Consider the following 18307-nt stretch of genomic DNA (forward strand, 5'->3'; position numbering starts at 1 on the left):
TACGTCACGAAGGCAGGCCAGGAATGGCTATCTGTCCGTGCTTCTCTACTTGTTCAATACGCGCTAAAAGCTGCGGCTTCTTCACCCTGCCCCAGCGATTAAGCAATCGACCTGACATACTGGCGACATCTTTCTCTTTCATGTACTCCAGCATTACCGCGTTGCGCTCGGCTTCATAACTGGCGCTATATTTCTTCAGTTCACTACTCATCCAATTGAAGGCATTGATGTAGCCCTCTTTGATGCCAGCAGCCTTAGCGCCACTAAAACCCATCACAAGCATTACGAAACCACTGAAGTCCATTCGGTAGTATTTCTGCTTCTTGTCAAATATCCCTAAGTCATTGATTTTCTCGACAGCGCAAAAATGCGCAGCGCGGAAATCATCAGAGAAATGCCCTTTTTCGATTGCACGAACTACATCAGACGGCCGCTTTCCGAATGCTTTGGCGATCATGAAAGTGTCAGTAATTGGCTCGCCCTCTTCGGCGGATACCATTTCGCGGAAGTCTATTCCATTAACTACAGTTGGATGCGTCATCGGATTTACCTTTTAGTGATGAACCTTGTCGCACAGGAAACGGCCCCAAGAAGGCTCCGACTGCCAGCCGGTTCCTCAAGGGTCATCCTGAAAGGTTCTTGGTTTGACTACTGCGCGTGCGGTGCGCGATGAATTTCAGGTACAAAAAAGCCCCGCATGAGCAGGGCTAGTCTTTGTCAGATCGACGGTCGGTTTCCCGACCATTTGCTATGCGGTGACAGTGATCGCGCTGGTAGATATTTTGGCGCCATCGTTGGTGGTAAACGTGATTGTGGCCGCGCCGGCAGAAACGCCAGTAACGAGACCTGACTGATTGACGGTGGCCTTACCGGTTGCCGAGGATGACCAGGTGCCGGTTTTGTCGCTTGCATCAGCCGGCGCCACGGTGGCGGTAAGCTGCTGAGTAGCCCCTACAGCAATGCTTGCTGTTGCTGGCGCCACTGTCACACCGGTAACCGGTACATCCGCGGCGACTTCAAATACGACAGTATCGGCATCAGCAACTTTCCACTCGCCGGAGAAAGTGGAGATGTCGCTCGTGCCAAAATCACCAGACCACGATGTGGTGTTGAAGTAGCCCATGATGTAGGTGCCGGAATCTTCGCCGACGAAATCGAATCGCACCCAAATCGACGGCTGCCGGCCAGCCTGCACTTCATCGAAAATGTACTTGGAGATGTTGAGAGCGCCGATCTCAGTGGTTTTGTCTTTACGGCGGAATTCACCTTCACCGGAAATGGTGAAATCCATGTTGGTTACCAGATTCTCCACCAACCCTTTCGCGTCGTCAGCTTCAGACGTCACGGAGTTTGGCGAGAAGTCGAAGCCCTTGGTGGTCAGCGCGCCGAGGCGCTTCCAGTCACTCAGTGCCGGCAGCGTGTCAGCACAGCCGAAAGCCATACGCAGCACCGCGACTTTACCGATCAGCTTGCCGGTATCATTTGCACAACCTTGCATGTGTTACCTCTTCAAATAAAAAAGGCCGCCCAGAGGCAGCCTGATGGATAGATATGTGCGTTATTCGCCGTAGGTGCAGCAGACTAAAAGTCTGTAGATTAATCGCCCCTCTGCTGATGGGATTGGCGTTGGAGAGCCTCCAAGCAGACGCATGGCGCCAACACAGCTATCATCGCCCTGCTGGCTGTTGATGTAGTCGGCGATTTTGTTCGCCGCGGCATCTGCTTCTGCGTTCTTTCCTTTGGCCCCGACAACATCGACCATTACGAAGAAATCTCCGCCGCGGTCGTATTGAATATCTGAACCACCGCCAGGACGGAACACGATGAAGGCGTCGGATAACTTGCCCGTGTCGTTCCACATCAGCGTTTGGATGGTGAGCCCCGCGGTTAGGCCTGCATTCTCGAAAAGATTTCGTAGGCGGAGATACATTGGAGGTGTCACAGCATCATCTCCTTCTTGATTATCTCGTCCACCTGCCGGCGAGTTTTCTCTGCGGCCTTGGTGAGGAATTTAGGTTCACCAGCAGGATCCCAGTAATTGCCGCGGTTGTTTGGCCTTGGGAGCCCCTTCATGATGCCACTTGCATTATGGACATAGACCGCATAATTCGCTGAGTAGCCGATGCGTCCCGTAATTCGTGTACCGTTAATCATTGTCTCCTGGTACTGCGAATTTATCAGGTTGCCGATGTTCACCGGGGTCATCAACGCTGCTTCATTAGCGATTATCATCACGGCAGATTTGATTGCCCTGACCGCCTTTCTCGTCCTGACATCCTCAACCACGGAATCAAGGCGCCGCTGGGCCTCTTTGATGCCTTTTATTTTTACGCCCATCGCTATGCTCCCGTCAGAATGGCTATATCCTCAGCCAGCCGCTCAAACGTATCGGCATAGCGGATCACCTGCACCACCTCATCGGCACCCGCGGCGATCGGGTCTACCATGGTAGACACACCGATAAGCAGATAGTCGCCTTTCTTGGCTTCAGTGAATTCAGTCCATACCGTGTTTTTTACAGTGATTTCCGAACCGATATTGTTCAGCTTCGCCGAGAGTCCGCCCTGGTAATCGCACATGATAATTTCAGGCGGAGCCCAGCCAAGAGGATCGCCCGCTTCGCTATTGCCAAGATTGCGCCAGATGGTGGCCTCAGCCGTGTATGACCAGTTGGCTATTGATGACATGTCATTCTCTCCAGCTAATCACCGCAGGCCGTTCTGCCGCGATTTTCGGGCAATTAAATTTCCACTCACCGCGGTCGTTAACGAATCCCGTGCTTTGCCTGGCCGTATCAGTCTTCACCCAGACGCGCTCAAAAGGCTTTGGTAATCGTTCGGCGACAGGTATCCATGACATCAACCACCACCGCACATGCAGCCGCCCTTGCCAATCCATACACCGGCAAAAGCCTTGTTTGTTGGGTCAGGTGGAACCAGGCCTGTAGCGCACCCTTTTTTGTCCAACCCGCGCAGCAGGTTCAGCGCCCCCTTCCAACGATCGCTAAATGACTGATAGCGGAACGAACGCGATGCCCCGCTTGGCGCCGTTTGAGAGCTGATGTATTTATCTCCCTGGCCTAATCCCATAAGCCCGAGAAGATAGAGTTGGATGAGTAACGCTGTTGATGCTGGGTAATTCGCATCCAAACAATCCTGAATGCTATTCACCTGCTCCACCAGCGCATCCAGGACGAAATCAGGCAAAGTGATACCCTGTGACTCCAGATATTCCTTGGCCTTTTCTTTAGTCACCATGGCTGATTCCTGTAAGAAGAAGCCCCGCCGAAACGGGGCATAAAAAAACCGCCTTAGCGGCGGCTGTTATTCAGCAGGGAACAGATTTTCGAGCTCGCCTTCCGGCAACAGTTCAGCGAGCTTTTCTTCGCCGAGGTTGCCTTTGAACTCAATCCCCAGATCAGTGAGCCGCGCCTTGATAGCATCCTTGCGCGACTTTGTTTCGTTGCCGGCATCAGGGGTGGCCGGGGTCAGTTCACCGCCGGCCTCGCCACGCATCAATCGCACGTTAGATTTCAGCGCTGGGTGAAGCTTTTCCAGTTCCAACACGTCCCCGATCTCTACGCCATTCCAGGGGCGAATAACTTCGTATTTAGCCATGTTCCCCCCTTACGCCAGATTGGCGCAGTAAACAACGCCGGAAAGCCCCTGATCGTCCGCAGTGATTTGCAGACCTTCAGCAGACATGATCTGGAAGTTGTAGTTAACGTTAGGCAGAGGGCGCGGCAGCGGAACAACACCCACAGCCATGCCGACCAGCGGAGAGATCACATCACGGCGACGGACGTAAGCGACGAACTCATTACCCTTCAGTGCAAAGGTCATGCGAATTTCTTTAACCGGTGCAAATGGCAGTACCGCCTGCAATACAGTGCCACTCACAACGCCGTTGACCACGTATGGCTGCGCCAGGTTTGCCCAGATTTCTGGGGATACCCACATCACGTCGTACTGAGCGACTTTGTTGGCGCGCGCCAGCGCACCGAATGCACCTTTGCCGAAGAACTCGAACAACTGAGTCATCGTTGCTGCAGTCAGATCGATGTTTGCGCCGCCGGCACCAGCCCCCAGATTGAGCTTTTTGGTGTTGCGGTGGTTTTTAATGCCCTGCGCAGGATAGGACTGAACCTGGATGTTAGGATCACCGTTGAGGTAATAGTTGACGCGCTTCTGGTTGAACTTACGCATCTTAGCCATTTGCGAGTCCAACACCAGATCGATACCCACGGTGTTCAGCCCGGCAGCATGACGCCAGTTCACACCATAGCCGGCAGTGAATACCGGAATTGGGTCGCCATCGCTGGCGTATTCTGTGTGGTCAAAGGAGAACGGCGCCTGGCCATCAATGCTTACCGACACATCATCAGCAATATCACCTACCACGCTATACAGCTTGGCAGTTTTGCCGACGGACAGAACCGTTTGAACGCCGGCCAGATCGTTGATGATTTCCATGCCAACTTCCTGATCGCGCAGTTGCAGTACCTGGCGATCAATTTCAGCCCAGAAATCACGAGTAAAGCCACCAGCAGCGTTTACTGCCAACCACTCCTGTGTCATGTGGGCGCGGTTGGCAGCGATCATGGCGTTATGATTGGCGTTCCACATATTGCGGTTCGCCCACAGCTCATTCCAGTGACCGCCGAGGCGGCTATTAGCAGCCAATGTCTCTTTGGAGAAATACATGTGCGTTTATCCTTCTTTTAAGCGCCAGCGGCGACAGTGCCAACGCGCATACGCACGCGGATGAAATCGGTAGCGCCGGCGGCGATGGTGGCTTCATCCTGGCTGTAACCGATCACTGAGTCAGTGTCAGCAGTTGCCAGGGTGAATTGGCCGTTAGCGCCAAGCTTGATCGGGCTATCTTTCTTGTACGCGCCAGGTACGCAGAGCAGCGCCAGTTCACGGCCTTCTTCCACGTAGTTGCCTACAGCGGAGTCGCCAGCAGGAACCGCCTCGGTGATTTTCGGCCCTTGATGGTAGGCAACATCGATGATGTAGATGCGACCCTTTAGCGCGGTAGCCTGAGCGAATTCATCGCTGGCGTTGATGACAGCAGCAGTGCCTGGCAGAAGTGCCGCGGCAGTGGTGCGGGTTTCGGTCTTATACAGCGACTTTCCGTCGATGTTTACGCGACGATAACGTGGCATTGGATAGCCCCCTTATTTGAAGTATGCATCTGCGGCGGGTGCGCCGGATTCTTGCTGATGCTGGCCTGAGTTACCTGCCAGCGGCGCCGATTCGCCCAGCGTTTTAAACATCGCTTCCAGCGCTTCGCCTTGCAGCGCGTTTGCCACAATTTCGCCGTGAACTTTCGCCACTGCTTCACGCTTGGTTTTCTCTTCTGCGCGGGAGTTGGCAGTAAGAGTTTCGGCTAGTTGGGTATGGTTGGCCTGCAGCGCTTCAACTTTCTCGGTAATAGGCTTGAGCGCCTCGGCGAAGTTGGCGGCCAGGCCTTTGCCGATTTCGGTGATCAGCTCTTGTTTCTCTTCAGTGGTTAAAGGCATGTCGCCCTCCGTTTGGTGGTTGGTTGCAGGTTGTCCCTGCGGATTGAAAAGGGATTTAACTTTGTTGGCGACGACCGTCACCCAGGATTCCTGACGCGCAACCGGCGTGCCGGTTTCATCAAAGGTGATTTTTCCGCCCTCCGATGTGTAGCCATAAACCTGGGCAGCGCCGCCGTTGCGGATGATCACCACCTGTGAGTCGGTGAAGTCTGCCACCCAGGCATATTCATTTTCGCCGGGAGCAAATCTTTCTTTTGCTGCGCGGTCGAGACGTTGCTCACGATCCCGGTAGGATTCGCCAATCAGCGCGCCAGAGTTGGCCTTTAACGGCGTGGCAAGGTCAGCGTTAACCATCAGACCAACGCCCTGCTCAGGTGTCGCTGCGCCCACTTCATGCAGCAAGATTGCGTCATGATCCATGCAGTGAATCTTCGCCACCCACTTGGCGCCTGTTGCCTTCTGTTGCTCATTGGGCTCAAGCTGGTCGAGAAACACCGCAACGCTGGTGTGAATAGGTGGAACATCTTCGCCGCGCTCAATGGCCTCTACGCGGGAGATGAGCTCCCTGCCTCCCTCGCTCTGGTTGGCGATCTGGGTATCAACCCACTTCTCCAGGTAAATCCGGTTGCCAGATTTCTTCACATTGCGATTCCAGGCGCCGATATGGCCCTGGTTGATACCTTCAGGAGAAAAGGCAGAGATGAATGCGCCATTTAGCTGAGGATGCCCCAGCGGCGCCAGCGTGCCTTCAAGCCCTTGATAGTGAGCATCGATTTCGCTGGCCGTGTACAGCCCATCATTCATGACCACGTTTGCCGGCAGTGTGTAGCTCGGCAAAACAAGATGCTCGCGGCCGTTGTATGACTCCCGCCGAATTGCCTGGCTGTTGACCTTCGTAGTGACGTTAACTTGAACTTTCATGGATTAACCCTCTGCCCATTTGTAGCCTCTCTCCTTCATGTCGTTGAACGTCTGCTTGGCCTTGTCGATGACCGAAGGAGTGAGAGGGTTTCCTTTGTCATCCACCAGCACGGAAAGCTGCGAGCATTTGCAGTTGATGGCGTTTCCGTTCTTCGTGTACCACGCCCTAACTTCATCCTGCGTGTACAGATGAGCATGCCTGGCGGCGTGCGTTGCTCGGGTGGTAGGGCTTAACGCAGAGATGTGAAGCAGCTTTGTTTTGATGCCATAGCGGTCTTGCGCATCCTGAGCTTCATCCCACCGCGCGCGCCGCAGTGCGGTCGTGATCTCAGTCCTGGCAATGCGATTCGCGCGTCGGGTTTCAATGCCGGTTTGCTCATTGAGGTTTTTGGCTACGTCCCGCGGGTTTAGCCCTCTGGCAATGCCATCAGTCAGAATTCGCGCCATATCGCTCTTAACCTGAGCGCTGAGCCCTTTCATCTCTTCGAACTCGCGCGCTCTGACCAGAATCAAACGCAGCTGATAGGGCTCACTCAACAAGATGTTGGGAACATCCTGCTGGCCGGCGGCATAAGCGGAGGATTGCTGAGAGAGGTTGTAATACTCCTGCGCTGTCCCTCGCTGGTAAGCCACTGACACATAGCGGCCAAAGAACCACAGATTGAACTCCCCGCCCTCCAGCAGAATTTCGTCCACCAGCGCTTCACCGTTCTGCAACAGCATCGACAGAAGCCCCTGATCAAGACGGAAGGTGTAGCGCTCGTTTACGACGGGTTCGGAGGGGATGCGGTTGAGGATGTCGATGTAGCCTTTCGTTATCAAATTCATACGCTTTACAAACTCACGCATGGCGCCACGCTCTAACTTATCAACTCCTGTGGGATCTTTAATGTTGCTCGGCAGGATTGGAGGCTTAGGTTTCGTCGTCATCCCCAGTCTCTCCAAGAGGCTCGCCGCCTTCAGTTTCAAATCCTGCAGCAGTGCGAATTTCCTCACCGCTGAACGGCGCCGTATCACCGCTTTCAACCATAGCCTTGTTCACCTCTGCCATGGCCTTGGAGTCCGCCAGGCGTTCAGCGCGAGTCTGTTGATTGAGATCATCCCAGATGACTGTTTTCTGGCCGACAGAATCGATAATTCTCAGGTCGATCAGCTTGTCGCAGAAGTCCTCAATTTCGAACGACAGAACACCGCGGCGACTCTGGCAGCGCCCGTTCATGTACTTTTGGTCTTCGGTGCTTGAGCGTTCAGCCTGTTGGTTGCCTACCAGTATTCGTGATGGAATATCAACGCCGGCAGAAGCCGTTTGCAGGTTCACGCTATAGGTTGGGCTTGGATCAGACACAGGGGAAACAAGGGAGGTAACAGCTGCACCCTGTAGGCTCATCAGCACATCGTTGCCGCGGTTCATCTCGCGCGCGGCTTCGTTGAACTTGTCCTGCAATTCGTCAACGCTGACGCCATACATAGACGCCAGACTGCCGAAGTCGATCTCTTTGTCGAAGCTAAGCGCCAACTGCCGCGCTGCGTTCTTCAGGAATGACTCACCGGAACCGCCCTCTACTTTCTCCAGGCTGACGAATGCGTTGTATGCTGGCTCAAGGAACCCGATAGCGTCGTCGGTGTAGTCGCCAAGGATGAAGATCCGATCTGGATGGATTTCGACACGGCGCGTGGAGCCATTTGAAAGCCGCTCTGTGTATTGCCACATCTTCGGCTGGCCGTATGTTTGCGAGTTAAGCCCGGTATCCCACTCGCTCACGTTTAGTGAACCAGCCCAGGCTACCGTGACTTTTTCGAGCCCTCGGCCTCTGGTTACTTCGGTATTCCATGGTTTGTTGTCGCGGACGTGCAGCAAAATGCCAGAGTAACGCCCGACAAGCCGCCGGCGGTCAGCCTCTGCAAAAGCGCGCCATAACCGGTTCGTGAATACCGGTTTGAGTTTTTTCTCCCAGGCAGTTTCCGCGCGCTTCTCGTCGGCCTTATCACCTTCGATGATCCCCGGGTTGGTCTGCCAGCATTTGCCCACCAGCTTTTCCACGGCGCCATGCGCAATACCACCGCGGCGATACAGTGAATAAAGATTCTCGTAAGTGATCTGCTCAGGAAAGCCGTATTCGCACCAGGCGGAGCCGCGTTTATTATCCAGGCCCATAGACGGCCCAAGCATCGCCATACGAGCACGCTCAATCCTGGCGTCGTTCAACGCGTGGTTGACGGCCAGTTGGAGATTTTTGTTCATGTGGTTTCCGTTTGGAGTGGTTTACCGAAGTCGCTTAGGGATCAGCATCCCAACGGACTGAGATTTGCGTTTGATATGTCCATCCAAGCTATAGCGTATCCCATCCCAACAGTGCTCATTGCCATCTGCCAGTTTTGGTAACACTTCCCCGGTGATACGGTCAGTTTTGTAAGACCAGAGCCGTGCCTCGCGCGCCACGTTCTTGCAGCGAGGATGAATGATTATTTCGTCAAAGCCACGGAGATGGGCGATCCCGTCCTCAACGCTCCCCTGCCACTTTTCAGCAGCTGAAATATTGAATCCCTGTCTCTTGAGATAACTGATTGTCTCCGGGCGCGCTGAGTCGGCCTTAATGGGCCAGTCACGCACACCGGGGATGGTGTCGTACAGCTCAGGCATGTGGTCAAGTTCGGTATGCTGACCATATGCCTCATATTCGATGTAAAGGCGGTTATGCAGAATGAATGAACGCACCAACGTATTCGGGTCTTTAGCGAAACCGAAGTCGGCACCGAAGAACAGGCGTTCCGCCTCTTTCCAGATATTGTCGGAAAATTCAGCAATCCGATATTTGCCGGCCAGTACCTGCTTATCCGAGTTTTCGAGGTAAGCCCCTTCCCATACCCATGCGTATGTTGCCGGGTCAAGACGGCGCTCATCGTTCAGCCGTTCACCTTCCAGCACATCGGGGAACCAGGGATTATCCGTGTAGTTCATCTCAACGGTAATGCAGTCATCGCCAGCCTCTTTGCGAAAACGCTTATCAGTGGCGCTACCGTCGCGCTCTGGGTTCCACGTCACCCAAATCTCTGAGCCTTCCTCACGAACGGTGGGGCTCAGCTTCTGCCAGGCAATTTCGCTGACTGATTCAGCCTCATCAACCCAGCAAAGCAAAATCCGCGCCTTCGACTTGATGCTATCGAGGTTATGCCGCAGACCACAGAACACATAATTCACGCTCTTATCGATGGTTCGGATGTACTTCTCACCAATATCGAAATTGGCTGCTAACCATGGCACCGACAGGATCGCCTGCTTAACCTCTTGCATGCTCGACTCTTCCAGTGAGTTCATGAACTCACGAGCACACAAGATCACTCCTGCTTCGCCATTCATCATCGCCTGATAGGCTTTAACTGCTGTCATCATGGCAAAAGTGCGTGTCTTAGCACTACCGCGTCCACCGTGTGAGCAGCGATAGCGCTTATTGATGGCCGTGAATAATGGAGCTAGCTTTGCTGGGATCGGTAGTTGTACTGCTTCACTCATGCTTTTGGCTCAACGGGGATGAGTTGAATCACGGTGGGCTTTGGCGTCATGGTTCCATCTGATGACTTGTGGTCTAGCGTCTCTTTGAATGCGTTCACTTCGATATGCTTACCAAGCAATTCAAGGTTCTTCACCTTATCCGGCCATTTAATCTTTTTGAGAGTCGCCGCAGAGTTTCCTTCTGCAGCCATCTCCAAAATATCCAGGCCGGATAACGTAGTGCGCCAAACTGTAGGCCATTCAGACACAGGTTTTAGTTCGCCAGAGCTGTTGAGTATGTCGAGAACATCCATCCGATCTATCTCAACCAAGCGATTTAGGACATATGTCGCATTTATGCCAACCAGATCATTGCGCTGAACCTTTAGTTCAGAGATCCTTAACTGAATGTCAGGTTTTGACAGGTTTTCGGACGCAGTGCGGTTAGCTGTTTTAGTGCTGTACCCCGCCCGAATAGCCGCTTGCGTGGCGTTCAAATCGATGAGGTACTCGCGACAGAACATTTCTTGTTTGTCTGTGAGTGCCATAATTTACCTATTAGCGAGGTTTAAAAGTGACTTCAAAGCAGATTTATTACCGCAACAGAGGCCATGATGAAGAGACATATATTTTTTTGGATAGGCTAGACGACGGAACGTACTCTGTCCGTGCAGGATCATCGCACCCTGTGAGCCATTTTAAATGGGAAGGTGAGGAAACGACTCAAACAGTTGAAGAGTTCCTCCGCAATAACCCTTCTTATACTGATAGAGTTAACCAACTTATCTCTGAGTTTGAATCTACCTCTTAATTTATGTATTCAGGAACCAATCCATCACATCTGAGAACTGGTTCCTGATCCCTCGACCGAGATTGAAATTCATCACGCTTTGCTCGCTTGCATTCAGCTCCTTCACTGATGCCATGTTGAGAAGCGATTTCACTCAAAGGCATCAAGCCAGTTCGGTACGCAGATTCGATGGCATCCCCATCTGGTTTGGTCATTCGTTATGCCTCTTTATTTGTGACCGAGATCAATTTATTTCGAGTTGAACATTAAGTTAGCGCCCCAATATATGTTTAGGCATCTGCCTTTTAAAATAAGGAATTTAACAATGACTACGACTCAACAGCAAAGAAAGCCAGCCTATAAAATAGGCGATCAAGTTGTCATAAAGTCCGGTGGCCCGACTATGACAGTTGAAAAACCAGTTTATAATGTCGACCGCGTGTTCGTTGGCACTTATAAATGCCAGTGGTTTGCAGGGAAGAAACTAGATTTTGGCACCTTCCCTGAGGCGTCATTAGACCCTTACATCCCAAAGCCGTAAACCCGAACCTTCAAATGCTATCTGTTAACGATATATCTATATGGATGATGAGCTCATTACAAGAGCATGGGTGTTTATATCAGCAGGATGTAGTTGATTACCTAGTTAAAGCAGGGAATGAGCAGCATCTAAAGGAAAATGCAGATGGTAACCAAGTCCTTTCAACCAAAATTGTTAATAAATTTCGAGTTGATAGTGGCGAGAATGTTGTTTGGGTAAAGCCTGATAAGTACTGGCGATATCGTGTCGCTGAAGATGAAGACGGGCGAGAAGCCCGCGGTTAACAATAAGGGCGAAATTTCGCCCTTATTTACATCATCACGATGTACCTATCCAGGAAAGTTGAAAAAAAACCACCAGGGCGGGTTCAGTCATTTCTTGCCGTTGGCCTCAGACATCTGCTGGTATCGCGGGTCGTTTGGCCCTGGGAATTTGTGGCTCTGGCTGCGGTAATGCTGTAGGCGCTCGCGGAAAAGCTCGCGTAGGTGTTCAGGCTGTTCCGCCTCCACCTGAGCCGGCACGATCGGCATGTTCATGCGCTCTTTGTACGCCACGCCTGACGCCGCAAGGTCTACGTTCACCTTGTCCATTTCTTCTTTTGGCAGATTGCCGAGATTGTATGACATGAAGCCCTCCTATTCGGGAGGATTATACATCATCACGCAGCAGCCTCGGAAAGCTGCTCTGTGATGGGCAACAAAAAACCGCCCGTAGGCGGTTAGAATGCAATGAACCTTACTCTAACTATCTGACCCGCAATCGGGGCAAGCATGGTAAAGGTCATCTAAATCTTCGTTATCATGTAGCCAGTTTTCGAATGAATCAATATCAGGCTCGCCTTCAGGGGAAACGTCAACATTTTCGTCATAGCTTTCTGCATCAGAATCACTTAGCTTCACTGTGTAAAACGCTTCCCTGCAATCGCAGCATGGGAATAATCTTTCTTCTCTCATGGTAACTCCTTTTTTTTACGTTTTAAGAAAATACCACGTGAACAGTGATGAAATAAATCATTATCAGAGCCACTTGGAAAAGGTAATGGCTTCTGTAATGCCGATGGTGTTAGCAATCCGCCTCCGGGCGGGCCACTGCACGGCAGGCCCACATGCAGGCTTCCTGCATCTTGGTGCGGGCGATAGCCAGACAGCGCATGGCTTCCATGCGGTTGTTCTCCTCCGGGGAGCCAGCCTCTACCGCCTCCAGCATGAGGTGTGTGCGTTCAAGGTCGAGTTGTTCGCAAAAATTACGGCTGATGTCTTTCAGATCGTTCATTTGCGCGATATCGTCGGCGGTCAACGTGCGGTATCCCTTCACAGTGCTGCCATCTTGAAGTTTAGCTTCGCTCATTGTTTTTCCCGGCGGCTTCCCGCCATTGGTTCAGCGTGGCCACCTGGCCAGCGCAGATTGCTAATGCTGTTTGAAGCGCCAGCGCGTAACTCACCGCGTCGCCCCAGGTGTCACCTTGTAGGCTTGGCTGCTCGCATGGGGTGAAAACTGACTCAGGGGGTAACAGGACGACTTGCTGGGGTGTCGGTAGCGTTCTGCTGCAGGAGCTCAACAACAGCGGCAGGCATAGGGCTATTCCCACATTTACTGCCTTTAAGTGCATCACGCAATTTCCTCTGGTAGGTTTCGCCCTGCTGGCGTAGTAGCTGTTCTCTTTGTTGTTGCTCCGCGGCCAAGGCCCTGTTCTTCCTGTCTTGTGCTTGCAGGGTGGATATCAGTCCTGACTGCTGCGCCAGCGTCTTTTCCTGCTGTTTAACCTGCTCATCGGCCTTTACTGCATTGCTGTGGAAGTAAAACGCCAGCCTACTGGCAACAATCAGCGCCACCAGCAACAGGCCGATCGCCATCGTGCGGAAGCTGAATGAGGTGTTCATGACAAAAACATCTCGCGTTCTGCTACACGGCGTGTAACCAGGCCATCAAGCCGTTTACCGCCAGCATTTACCCATTTACCGAACTCGTCGGCAGCGCCTTGCTTTTCTCCAGTGTTCAGCTTCTTCAGAAGCGTGGATGTGCTCAGCGACCGCAAGCCGAGGTTATACGCAAAGCTCACCAGCGCATCGAATTGGCCCTGAGTGATTTTCACCTTCACCAGCTGATTAACGCCCTGCTCATACTGCACAACGCCGCATTTCAGCAGCCGATCGGCTGTAGCCTGATCAATCTGCATTCCTGGGCCGACTTTCTTACCGTCTACCGGCTGTGTCCATCCGTAGCCAATCGTCCAGACGCCAACCGAATCCTGATAGGCTTTCAGCCGCAGGCCTTCAAAACGCTTGATCAGCTCAATGCCGCTTTTACTTATCTGCATTCTGATTGCCCCCGCCGAAGCGATTACCCACGTAACCAGACAAGAACGAGCTGAGTTTCTTCACGCCGACAAAGCCGATGAATCCACCGATGCCAACCGTTAAGGCTTTAGGCACGTCGAAGTAATCCAGGGCTGAGTAAGTGGTCAGCGCCAGGGCGCCACACATCAAACCTTCGAATATGGTCTCTTTCCAACTGCTGCCGGCATACGCCATCCGAAGTACAGCCATCACGACAGCCATGACGACGCCACCAATAGGCACGTCACCGCGCCACCAGGCCGCAAGAATGTCGCTGAGCTCTGCCCAGTTGTGAGGATTGTTTGGCATCTTCATGACTCCACCTCCCGGTTATCGGGCTGTGCTGTAGACTTAAAATAAAAAAGGCCGTGCATTAGCACAGCCCTGAATGATTGAGAGGCTCTATCACTCTCTGAAAGGTTTACACACAAATTCCAATGTGATTTTTGGATTGTAGATGTTCAAAAAAACAGGGTTACTATCCATTTGAATAAATATCAAGCTTGTCTCTCCGTCGACTTTTCTACCGAATACTAGGCTTTCCCCACCTTCGGTAGCATCCACCCTGTCAATGAAACGGAATACTGCTCCGCTTATAGTCACCGTTTGCGATGTTCCATTCATCAGCGCAGAAATTCTCGTGCCAGCCTTCGTGCTGCACTCCAACCTGAGCATCGGATTAATGTTTTCCTTCTCAGCAGATGGAGCGCGATAACTTTCCTCCGCCTCAGCTGCATATTTTGCCTTTGCTTTGGTGATACGCTGTTCTGTACTTTCCTGCACACACCCACTCACAGAAGTAATTGCAAGTAAAACAAATAAAATCCTATTAATCACGTAATGTTTCTCTATTATTCAATCAATTCAGTATTTTGGCACATTACTCGGTGTTGATATAGGGTTTTGCAGGCCATCCTGTGAGAGTTCAGCCACCAGCCGTAAACGCTGCCGGTAAGAGGGTGCCGTATGTGTCGTCCGTTGGCTGGGGCTGAAATGCAAAAAGGCCACCGAATGGTGGCCTCTAGTGTTGCTAAGTATGGCTATTCTGATTTTAACTTTTCGTATGATTCATTCATTTTTTTCACTGCACTGAGCACATCTGAATCGTTACGCATCACCCATTGATAGCCGTATTGGCTAACAGGATTCATTGACTGATAAGTCACTCCGATTTCAAATAAAGAAACACCATCACTCAATTGCGATTTAGCTTTGTAAACACCATAGAGAAACAAAACGACAACAATTGCGATAATCCCTAAAATGATTTTTTTCATCCGATCCACCTTCCATAATCTCACTTGGATTTTACTTCAGGTTCAGCATCAGCTCCAGCAAAAATCCCCGGCGTTTATAGCCAGGGATAATTTGTTTGCGCAGACCTCTCAGCCTGCATGGTTGGAGTTCCAGTCAACCCGACGAAGTTACCAACTTGGCGGAATCAGTGTTCAGGAGCCGCCTCGTTTATCCTGAATCACCGCTCTTCGCTTTACGCTCCCGAGCATAGCTGAAAATATATACTTTGATTTCCCGTTTTGCAACTTTATTTTCCAATTAAGCCGCTGTAGCTAGAAATTCTTTCTCCATTTCTCGCTTTATTGCATAAAACACTTCCTCTTCGAGTATCTCTTCGCACCAGATAACTCTCTTTCTCGCTGCCTGTACATCCGCCCCGGTTTCACGCTCTATCATGCGAGCAATATCTTGCGGGCGTTTGCGGCTGCAATAGCGTTTAATGGCCACTGAGCGAATCGGGCTATCTCGTTTTATCGTTTTGCTCATCACAGACTCAACAAAAGCGGCATCATCTGATTCTTTGGCGAGAGCGATGATGTTGCTTGCTGATGTACCTGGAATGACAAGTTCACGCGACTTCTTGAATAGCTCTTCTCCTCGATAGCCTTGTGCGTGAAGGGCTTCAACCACTTCAACGATTCGATTGGATTGTCCCTCGCTCCATTCCGTTCGGATCATCAAGCGACCAATGACGTTTACGCAACCTGCCGGCGAATCGTCACCGCCAAGATGCCTCCCCCATAGAGTCAGCATGTATCGCGTCCAAACCCGCTGTGCTGGAGTGATTGTTTTCTTACCCTTGCACCACACGCGACGCAAATCAGATTGGCGCTGGACAAACGGCAGAAGGTAGATTGCATCGGGCTTACTCATGCCTTCCTCCAGGTTTTGCTGATTTAATGCTTTGGATGTTTTGCTTTGAGGTGTGAAATTGCTCTGCGATGGTTTTGGTGCTGATGCCGATACCGACGAGCATTCTTATCGATATGACATCGTCCAGACTCAGTGATGATCGTTGCCTTGCCATCAGGCTGCCTCCAGTTGTTGCTTACGGAGTTTTTCGTAATGCTTCGCCCGACGCGTGAAGATTGACTTCACTCGCTGCAGGTAAGCGATATCGAATTTCCGTGGTGTATTGTCGTGCTCGATTCGTTTAACGCGGAATGCGCTAATCTTCTCGATGAGGTTTATTCGGTAGGGGATCAGGTTTCCTGACAGGTCTCGGTTGCAATGGACGCACCCGGCGTGATTGTTGAATACGTTGAAGCGAAGATGTGGCGCAGCGCCTCTGGAACGATAGTGACTGGCATCTACTGCGCCGCCCCGTACGCCGTAATTAAGCGGCCTGCCACATGCGATGCATGGTTTCCCGTAGTCTCGCCAAAATACAAAGCGATTTACCGCTGCCTGTGCCTCTCTGTTCCATTCTGATTTTGTCTTTAGCCTTTCCCTTCTCTGCCGTAGCTCATCGCGCTGTAGACGCTCCTGCTTGCGTTTTTCGCGCAAAGCAATCTCTTCATCGCGCTTCTTGTTGAAGGCAATGGCGCATTTGTAGTTGTGGCAGACTTTTTGAAGGGAGCTTCTGGGAAGGTATTCAGTGGAGCAGATGGGGCATATTTTAGGCTTCGGCGGCTTGATGCCTTTAGCCAATTTTCCCCTCCCAGTAGCCACTCGGCCACGTCCAGGGTTTCCACCATACTGAAGTGCTAACCCAGCGCTCTACTTTCCCTTCCCAGTGAATAAATTCTCCGCAGAATGGACAAACCCTATCTTCGGTGAATGCGTTCAGGCTTTGAACTGTTCTGCCATCCAGGTAACGATTCCCACATTCTGGGCAGTGAGGGATTTCTCTCCAGCTACTCATCACCTTCCTCCGCGTTTCCGATCACCTCATCTGCTTGACGGTCTATCTCGTCGTTGCAATGCTGGCAGATGTAGCACTCATCCGCAGCCAACACCGATAAGCAGCTGCAGCAGATATCTGTGCCGTACTTCTTCGGCACTTTCATAATTTCCGGGATTGTTGTAGTAATCATCGCACGCACCTCATCAGCAGAAACAGAACGGCATTACCCGGCCATGCGAGGCTGAGTAGCAGCATCTTTGTGGTGGATAGTGTTGGCTCGTATTTGCAGAAGAACTCGAAGCTGCGGCCAGCGATGAAGCAGTAAGCGCAGGCGGCTATTACTCCGATAAGAATTAATATCGCTATCATGGCTTTCTCCTGGCGCGACGACGCAGCCACATGCTGTCGGCTAATGTCGCGGTATAATTGAATGTCGGTGTCAATTCGGGATTGGTACGGGGCTTTCTGGTCTTGCGGTGGTCAGTCTTGAATATCAGGTTATCCATTATGATTTGCGTTGGACTTCGCTGTGTCATGCGGCTCTGTCTCCATATCGATTAGCCCACTCGATAGCGAGCCGGGATTCATCGCTGAACTTGACACCATGCTCAGCACCAAACGCGTTTATCAGCTCAATGAGGTCGCGCATTTCGCCAACGGTCATCTTGCTTGTTGATTGCCCCAGAACGACGAAGCCGCCGTCTATGCCAGGAACCGTTTCTTGCTTCTTCAGCGCAGCAGTGAAAACACACTTCCAGCTCTCAGAGCTCATCCTCTTTCCATACCAAATGACCTGCTCGGAGATGTCGCGCAGGGTTGCCCAGAGTTTTGCGTTCTGGTCTAGACTTCTGGTTGGCTCTTGGATGGTTACTGCGAGGGGTTTATCTGGATTTAGTGGAATGTTGTCGATGAAGTTTTTCAGGTTCTGGCGTATCTGTGGGCTTCTTAGGTAGAAGGCCTGCTTTTGCATTGTTATCCCTTATAATTTCCACTCATGCTTAACATGACGTACCCAGGCAGGTAGTCTCCAACATCTGCGATATGGATTACGATTCTGGATATATGCCTGCCGGTATATGCACCATCCCATTCATGCAGTCTAAGGATGTCTCCAGCTTCATAGTGGCGGTCGTCCTTTCTTAATTCGGCAAGCTTCAGTCCTTGCGATACGGCCTCGTAATGCTGAGGAAGAATTTTCAGATGATGTTCCATACTATTTACCTGTGATTGGTAATTCTGGTAGTGGCATCCAGTGGGTTGGCTCTTGCTGCAGTGAATCGCCATCAAAGAAGTAATGATATGGCCCATCGCCATCATCACCGATACAGCCATCTTCGATATGACCGTCGTAACTGCCAAAATACAGCAGAACTCGCTTATCCAATTCTGGCATTCGCTCACTGCACGCTATCCATCGCTCCTGGGATTTACCTGAGCTTTCCATTTCGATTTCATGGATGTGTTGCCACATAAGCAGAGCCAGTTCTCGCACCTTGTCTTTTCCGAGAGAATGAACAGCAGCAACAAGTTCGCCCATTTCGTTTTTGTTTAAAGGCTTCATGC

Annotated in this window: 32 protein-coding genes and 1 pseudogene; 2 read left to right on the forward strand and 31 right to left on the reverse strand. The window is 51.6% G+C overall.

Annotated features, from left to right (window positions below; genetic code table 11):
* Positions 1-4: 4 nt before the first annotated feature.
* The 15 genes and pseudogenes from N6G83_RS07250 to N6G83_RS54910 form a co-directional block, all read right to left on the reverse strand.
* Positions 5-541 (reverse strand): Rha family transcriptional regulator, encoded by a 537-nt coding sequence (locus N6G83_RS07250; RefSeq protein ID WP_197802422.1) that lies wholly within the window; start codon positions 539-541, stop codon positions 5-7.
* A 207-nt stretch (positions 542-748) separates the two neighbouring features.
* On the reverse strand, positions 749-1498 hold the full coding sequence (locus N6G83_RS07255; protein WP_260515001.1) for an Ig-like domain-containing protein: 750 nt from the start codon (positions 1496-1498) through the stop codon (positions 749-751).
* Between the two features lie 60 nt (positions 1499-1558).
* Positions 1559-1942: a hypothetical protein gene (locus N6G83_RS07260; RefSeq protein ID WP_260515002.1), complete on the reverse strand. Its 384-nt coding sequence runs from the start codon at positions 1940-1942 to the stop codon at positions 1559-1561.
* Entirely contained in the window at positions 1939-2337 is a 399-nt protein-coding gene (locus N6G83_RS07265) for an HK97 gp10 family phage protein (RefSeq protein WP_260515003.1), read from the reverse strand. Before N6G83_RS07265 ends, N6G83_RS07260 begins: the two co-directional genes overlap by 4 nt.
* Before the next feature lie 2 nt (positions 2338-2339).
* The gene (locus tag N6G83_RS07270) at positions 2340-2687 is read right to left on the reverse strand and encodes a hypothetical protein (protein ID WP_216701437.1); all 348 of its coding nucleotides are present in this window, start codon (positions 2685-2687) and stop codon (positions 2340-2342) included.
* A 171-nt stretch (positions 2688-2858) separates the two neighbouring features.
* Positions 2859-3257 (reverse strand): hypothetical protein, encoded by a 399-nt coding sequence (locus tag N6G83_RS07275; RefSeq protein ID WP_126178766.1) that lies wholly within the window; start codon positions 3255-3257, stop codon positions 2859-2861.
* Positions 3258-3323: 66 nt separating this feature from the next.
* Entirely contained in the window at positions 3324-3617 is a 294-nt protein-coding gene (locus tag N6G83_RS07280) for a hypothetical protein (protein WP_060387668.1), read from the reverse strand.
* Positions 3618-3626: 9 nt separating this feature from the next.
* Positions 3627-4703, reverse strand: coding sequence for a major capsid protein (locus N6G83_RS07285; protein WP_260515004.1), 1077 nt, complete (start codon positions 4701-4703; stop codon positions 3627-3629).
* Positions 4704-4720: 17 nt separating this feature from the next.
* On the reverse strand, positions 4721-5167 hold the full coding sequence (locus N6G83_RS07290; protein WP_260515005.1) for a hypothetical protein: 447 nt from the start codon (positions 5165-5167) through the stop codon (positions 4721-4723).
* Between the two features lie 12 nt (positions 5168-5179).
* Positions 5180-6445 carry a hypothetical protein gene (locus N6G83_RS07295; protein WP_141173910.1) on the reverse strand — a complete coding sequence of 422 codons (1266 nt, stop codon included), beginning with the start codon at positions 6443-6445 and terminating at the stop codon, positions 5180-5182.
* 3 nt (positions 6446-6448) lie between these two features.
* On the reverse strand, positions 6449-7375 hold the full coding sequence (locus N6G83_RS07300) for a phage head morphogenesis protein (RefSeq protein ID WP_260515006.1): 927 nt from the start codon (positions 7373-7375) through the stop codon (positions 6449-6451).
* Positions 7359-8687, reverse strand: a complete 1329-nt coding sequence (locus N6G83_RS07305) for a DUF1073 domain-containing protein (protein ID WP_260515007.1) — start codon at positions 8685-8687, stop codon at positions 7359-7361. The genes N6G83_RS07300 and N6G83_RS07305 overlap by 17 nt, the downstream gene beginning before the upstream one ends.
* A 21-nt stretch (positions 8688-8708) precedes the next feature.
* Positions 8709-9956 (reverse strand): PBSX family phage terminase large subunit, encoded by a 1248-nt coding sequence (locus tag N6G83_RS07310; RefSeq protein ID WP_260515008.1) that lies wholly within the window; start codon positions 9954-9956, stop codon positions 8709-8711.
* Positions 9953-10483 (reverse strand): terminase small subunit, encoded by a 531-nt coding sequence (locus tag N6G83_RS07315; RefSeq protein WP_260515009.1) that lies wholly within the window; start codon positions 10481-10483, stop codon positions 9953-9955. The genes N6G83_RS07310 and N6G83_RS07315 overlap by 4 nt, the downstream gene beginning before the upstream one ends.
* Before the next feature lie 277 nt (positions 10484-10760).
* Positions 10761-10940 (reverse strand): annotated as a pseudogene (locus N6G83_RS54910) (hypothetical protein); the annotation flags it as partial.
* Positions 10941-11050: 110 nt separating this feature from the next.
* Here N6G83_RS54910 and N6G83_RS07320 point away from each other — a divergent pair.
* Positions 11051-11266: a YodC family protein gene (locus tag N6G83_RS07320; RefSeq protein WP_260515010.1), complete on the forward strand. Its 216-nt coding sequence runs from the start codon at positions 11051-11053 to the stop codon at positions 11264-11266.
* A 14-nt stretch (positions 11267-11280) separates the two neighbouring features.
* On the forward strand, positions 11281-11550 hold the full coding sequence (locus tag N6G83_RS07325; RefSeq protein ID WP_409529433.1) for a DUF6953 family protein: 270 nt from the start codon (positions 11281-11283) through the stop codon (positions 11548-11550).
* An 87-nt stretch (positions 11551-11637) separates the two neighbouring features.
* On the opposite strand, the gene N6G83_RS07330 is transcribed toward N6G83_RS07325, so the two are convergent.
* The 16 genes from N6G83_RS07330 to N6G83_RS07405 form a co-directional block, all read right to left on the reverse strand.
* Complete coding sequence (locus tag N6G83_RS07330) at positions 11638-11892, reverse strand: DNA polymerase III subunit theta (RefSeq protein ID WP_260515012.1); 255 nt, start codon at positions 11890-11892, stop codon at positions 11638-11640.
* Positions 11893-12006: 114 nt separating this feature from the next.
* Positions 12007-12219 (reverse strand): hypothetical protein, encoded by a 213-nt coding sequence (locus N6G83_RS07335; RefSeq protein ID WP_260515013.1) that lies wholly within the window; start codon positions 12217-12219, stop codon positions 12007-12009.
* A 109-nt stretch (positions 12220-12328) separates the two neighbouring features.
* Positions 12329-12613, reverse strand: a complete 285-nt coding sequence (locus tag N6G83_RS07340) for a hypothetical protein (RefSeq protein ID WP_260515014.1) — start codon at positions 12611-12613, stop codon at positions 12329-12331.
* Positions 12600-12875, reverse strand: coding sequence for an Rz1-like lysis system protein LysC (lysC, locus tag N6G83_RS07345; protein WP_260515015.1), 276 nt, complete (start codon positions 12873-12875; stop codon positions 12600-12602). The genes N6G83_RS07340 and lysC overlap by 14 nt, the downstream gene beginning before the upstream one ends.
* Positions 12766-13146, reverse strand: a complete 381-nt coding sequence (locus N6G83_RS07350; protein WP_260515016.1) for a hypothetical protein — start codon at positions 13144-13146, stop codon at positions 12766-12768. The genes lysC and N6G83_RS07350 overlap by 110 nt, the downstream gene beginning before the upstream one ends.
* The gene (locus N6G83_RS07355) at positions 13143-13583 is read right to left on the reverse strand and encodes a lysozyme (protein ID WP_260515017.1); all 441 of its coding nucleotides are present in this window, start codon (positions 13581-13583) and stop codon (positions 13143-13145) included. The genes N6G83_RS07350 and N6G83_RS07355 overlap by 4 nt, the downstream gene beginning before the upstream one ends.
* Positions 13570-13917: a phage holin, lambda family gene (locus tag N6G83_RS07360; RefSeq protein ID WP_049188550.1), complete on the reverse strand. Its 348-nt coding sequence runs from the start codon at positions 13915-13917 to the stop codon at positions 13570-13572. Before N6G83_RS07360 ends, N6G83_RS07355 begins: the two co-directional genes overlap by 14 nt.
* 90 nt (positions 13918-14007) lie before the next feature.
* A complete protein-coding gene (locus tag N6G83_RS07365; RefSeq protein ID WP_260515018.1) occupies positions 14008-14439 on the reverse strand; it encodes a hypothetical protein in 432 nt (143 codons plus the stop codon).
* Between the two features lie 203 nt (positions 14440-14642).
* A complete protein-coding gene (locus N6G83_RS07370; protein ID WP_154870894.1) occupies positions 14643-14879 on the reverse strand; it encodes a hypothetical protein in 237 nt (78 codons plus the stop codon).
* 277 nt (positions 14880-15156) lie between these two features.
* A complete protein-coding gene (locus N6G83_RS07375) occupies positions 15157-15771 on the reverse strand; it encodes a hypothetical protein (protein ID WP_260515019.1) in 615 nt (204 codons plus the stop codon).
* A gap of 153 nt (positions 15772-15924) precedes the next feature.
* The gene (locus N6G83_RS07380) at positions 15925-16548 is read right to left on the reverse strand and encodes a recombination protein NinG (protein ID WP_260515020.1); all 624 of its coding nucleotides are present in this window, start codon (positions 16546-16548) and stop codon (positions 15925-15927) included.
* Between the two features lie 206 nt (positions 16549-16754).
* Positions 16755-16934: a hypothetical protein gene (locus tag N6G83_RS07385; RefSeq protein WP_260515021.1), complete on the reverse strand. Its 180-nt coding sequence runs from the start codon at positions 16932-16934 to the stop codon at positions 16755-16757.
* A 175-nt stretch (positions 16935-17109) separates the two neighbouring features.
* A complete protein-coding gene (locus N6G83_RS07390; RefSeq protein WP_147827203.1) occupies positions 17110-17280 on the reverse strand; it encodes a NinE family protein in 171 nt (56 codons plus the stop codon).
* Complete coding sequence (locus tag N6G83_RS07395) at positions 17277-17714, reverse strand: recombination protein NinB (protein WP_260515023.1); 438 nt, start codon at positions 17712-17714, stop codon at positions 17277-17279. Before N6G83_RS07395 ends, N6G83_RS07390 begins: the two co-directional genes overlap by 4 nt.
* 2 nt (positions 17715-17716) lie before the next feature.
* The gene (locus N6G83_RS07400) at positions 17717-17956 is read right to left on the reverse strand and encodes a DUF3850 domain-containing protein (protein WP_260515025.1); all 240 of its coding nucleotides are present in this window, start codon (positions 17954-17956) and stop codon (positions 17717-17719) included.
* Position 17957: 1 nt separating this feature from the next.
* A complete protein-coding gene (locus N6G83_RS07405; protein ID WP_260515027.1) occupies positions 17958-18305 on the reverse strand; it encodes a DUF551 domain-containing protein in 348 nt (115 codons plus the stop codon).
* Positions 18306-18307: the final 2 nt, after the last annotated feature.

Source organism: Serratia sp. PL7 (assembly GCF_945957435.1).

Coding starts and splice junctions, on each gene's coding strand:
- N6G83_RS07335 (WP_260515013.1), bottom strand. CDS start 12,219: ATGAGAGAAGAAAGATTATTCCCATGCTGCGATTGCAGGGAAGCGTTT.
- N6G83_RS07265 (WP_260515003.1), bottom strand. CDS start 2,337: ATGGGCGTAAAAATAAAAGGCATCAAAGAGGCCCAGCGGCGCCTTGAT.
- N6G83_RS07355 (WP_260515017.1), bottom strand. CDS start 13,583: ATGCAGATAAGTAAAAGCGGCATTGAGCTGATCAAGCGTTTTGAAGGC.
- N6G83_RS07340 (WP_260515014.1), bottom strand. CDS start 12,613: ATGAGCGAAGCTAAACTTCAAGATGGCAGCACTGTGAAGGGATACCGC.
- N6G83_RS07255 (WP_260515001.1), bottom strand. CDS start 1,498: ATGCAAGGTTGTGCAAATGATACCGGCAAGCTGATCGGTAAAGTCGCG.
- N6G83_RS07370 (WP_154870894.1), bottom strand. CDS start 14,879: ATGAAAAAAATCATTTTAGGGATTATCGCAATTGTTGTCGTTTTGTTT.
- N6G83_RS07315 (WP_260515009.1), bottom strand. CDS start 10,483: ATGGCACTCACAGACAAACAAGAAATGTTCTGTCGCGAGTACCTCATC.
- N6G83_RS07275 (WP_126178766.1), bottom strand. CDS start 3,257: ATGGTGACTAAAGAAAAGGCCAAGGAATATCTGGAGTCACAGGGTATC.
- N6G83_RS07350 (WP_260515016.1), bottom strand. CDS start 13,146: ATGAACACCTCATTCAGCTTCCGCACGATGGCGATCGGCCTGTTGCTG.
- N6G83_RS07295 (WP_141173910.1), bottom strand. CDS start 6,445: ATGAAAGTTCAAGTTAACGTCACTACGAAGGTCAACAGCCAGGCAATT.
- N6G83_RS07280 (WP_060387668.1), bottom strand. CDS start 3,617: ATGGCTAAATACGAAGTTATTCGCCCCTGGAATGGCGTAGAGATCGGG.
- N6G83_RS07405 (WP_260515027.1), bottom strand. CDS start 18,305: ATGAAGCCTTTAAACAAAAACGAAATGGGCGAACTTGTTGCTGCTGTT.
- N6G83_RS07400 (WP_260515025.1), bottom strand. CDS start 17,956: ATGGAACATCATCTGAAAATTCTTCCTCAGCATTACGAGGCCGTATCG.
- N6G83_RS07320 (WP_260515010.1), top strand. CDS start 11,051: ATGACTACGACTCAACAGCAAAGAAAGCCAGCCTATAAAATAGGCGAT.
- N6G83_RS07285 (WP_260515004.1), bottom strand. CDS start 4,703: ATGTATTTCTCCAAAGAGACATTGGCTGCTAATAGCCGCCTCGGCGGT.
- N6G83_RS07300 (WP_260515006.1), bottom strand. CDS start 7,375: ATGACGACGAAACCTAAGCCTCCAATCCTGCCGAGCAACATTAAAGAT.
- N6G83_RS07310 (WP_260515008.1), bottom strand. CDS start 9,956: ATGAGTGAAGCAGTACAACTACCGATCCCAGCAAAGCTAGCTCCATTA.
- N6G83_RS07395 (WP_260515023.1), bottom strand. CDS start 17,714: ATGCAAAAGCAGGCCTTCTACCTAAGAAGCCCACAGATACGCCAGAAC.
- N6G83_RS07390 (WP_147827203.1), bottom strand. CDS start 17,280: ATGACACAGCGAAGTCCAACGCAAATCATAATGGATAACCTGATATTC.
- N6G83_RS07375 (WP_260515019.1), bottom strand. CDS start 15,771: ATGAGTAAGCCCGATGCAATCTACCTTCTGCCGTTTGTCCAGCGCCAA.
- N6G83_RS07250 (WP_197802422.1), bottom strand. CDS start 541: ATGACGCATCCAACTGTAGTTAATGGAATAGACTTCCGCGAAATGGTA.
- N6G83_RS07385 (WP_260515021.1), bottom strand. CDS start 16,934: ATGATTACTACAACAATCCCGGAAATTATGAAAGTGCCGAAGAAGTAC.
- N6G83_RS07270 (WP_216701437.1), bottom strand. CDS start 2,687: ATGTCATCAATAGCCAACTGGTCATACACGGCTGAGGCCACCATCTGG.
- N6G83_RS07290 (WP_260515005.1), bottom strand. CDS start 5,167: ATGCCACGTTATCGTCGCGTAAACATCGACGGAAAGTCGCTGTATAAG.
- lysC (WP_260515015.1), bottom strand. CDS start 12,875: ATGCACTTAAAGGCAGTAAATGTGGGAATAGCCCTATGCCTGCCGCTG.
- N6G83_RS07305 (WP_260515007.1), bottom strand. CDS start 8,687: ATGAACAAAAATCTCCAACTGGCCGTCAACCACGCGTTGAACGACGCC.
- N6G83_RS07360 (WP_049188550.1), bottom strand. CDS start 13,917: ATGAAGATGCCAAACAATCCTCACAACTGGGCAGAGCTCAGCGACATT.
- N6G83_RS07330 (WP_260515012.1), bottom strand. CDS start 11,892: ATGTCATACAATCTCGGCAATCTGCCAAAAGAAGAAATGGACAAGGTG.
- N6G83_RS07325 (WP_409529433.1), top strand. CDS start 11,281: ATGCTATCTGTTAACGATATATCTATATGGATGATGAGCTCATTACAA.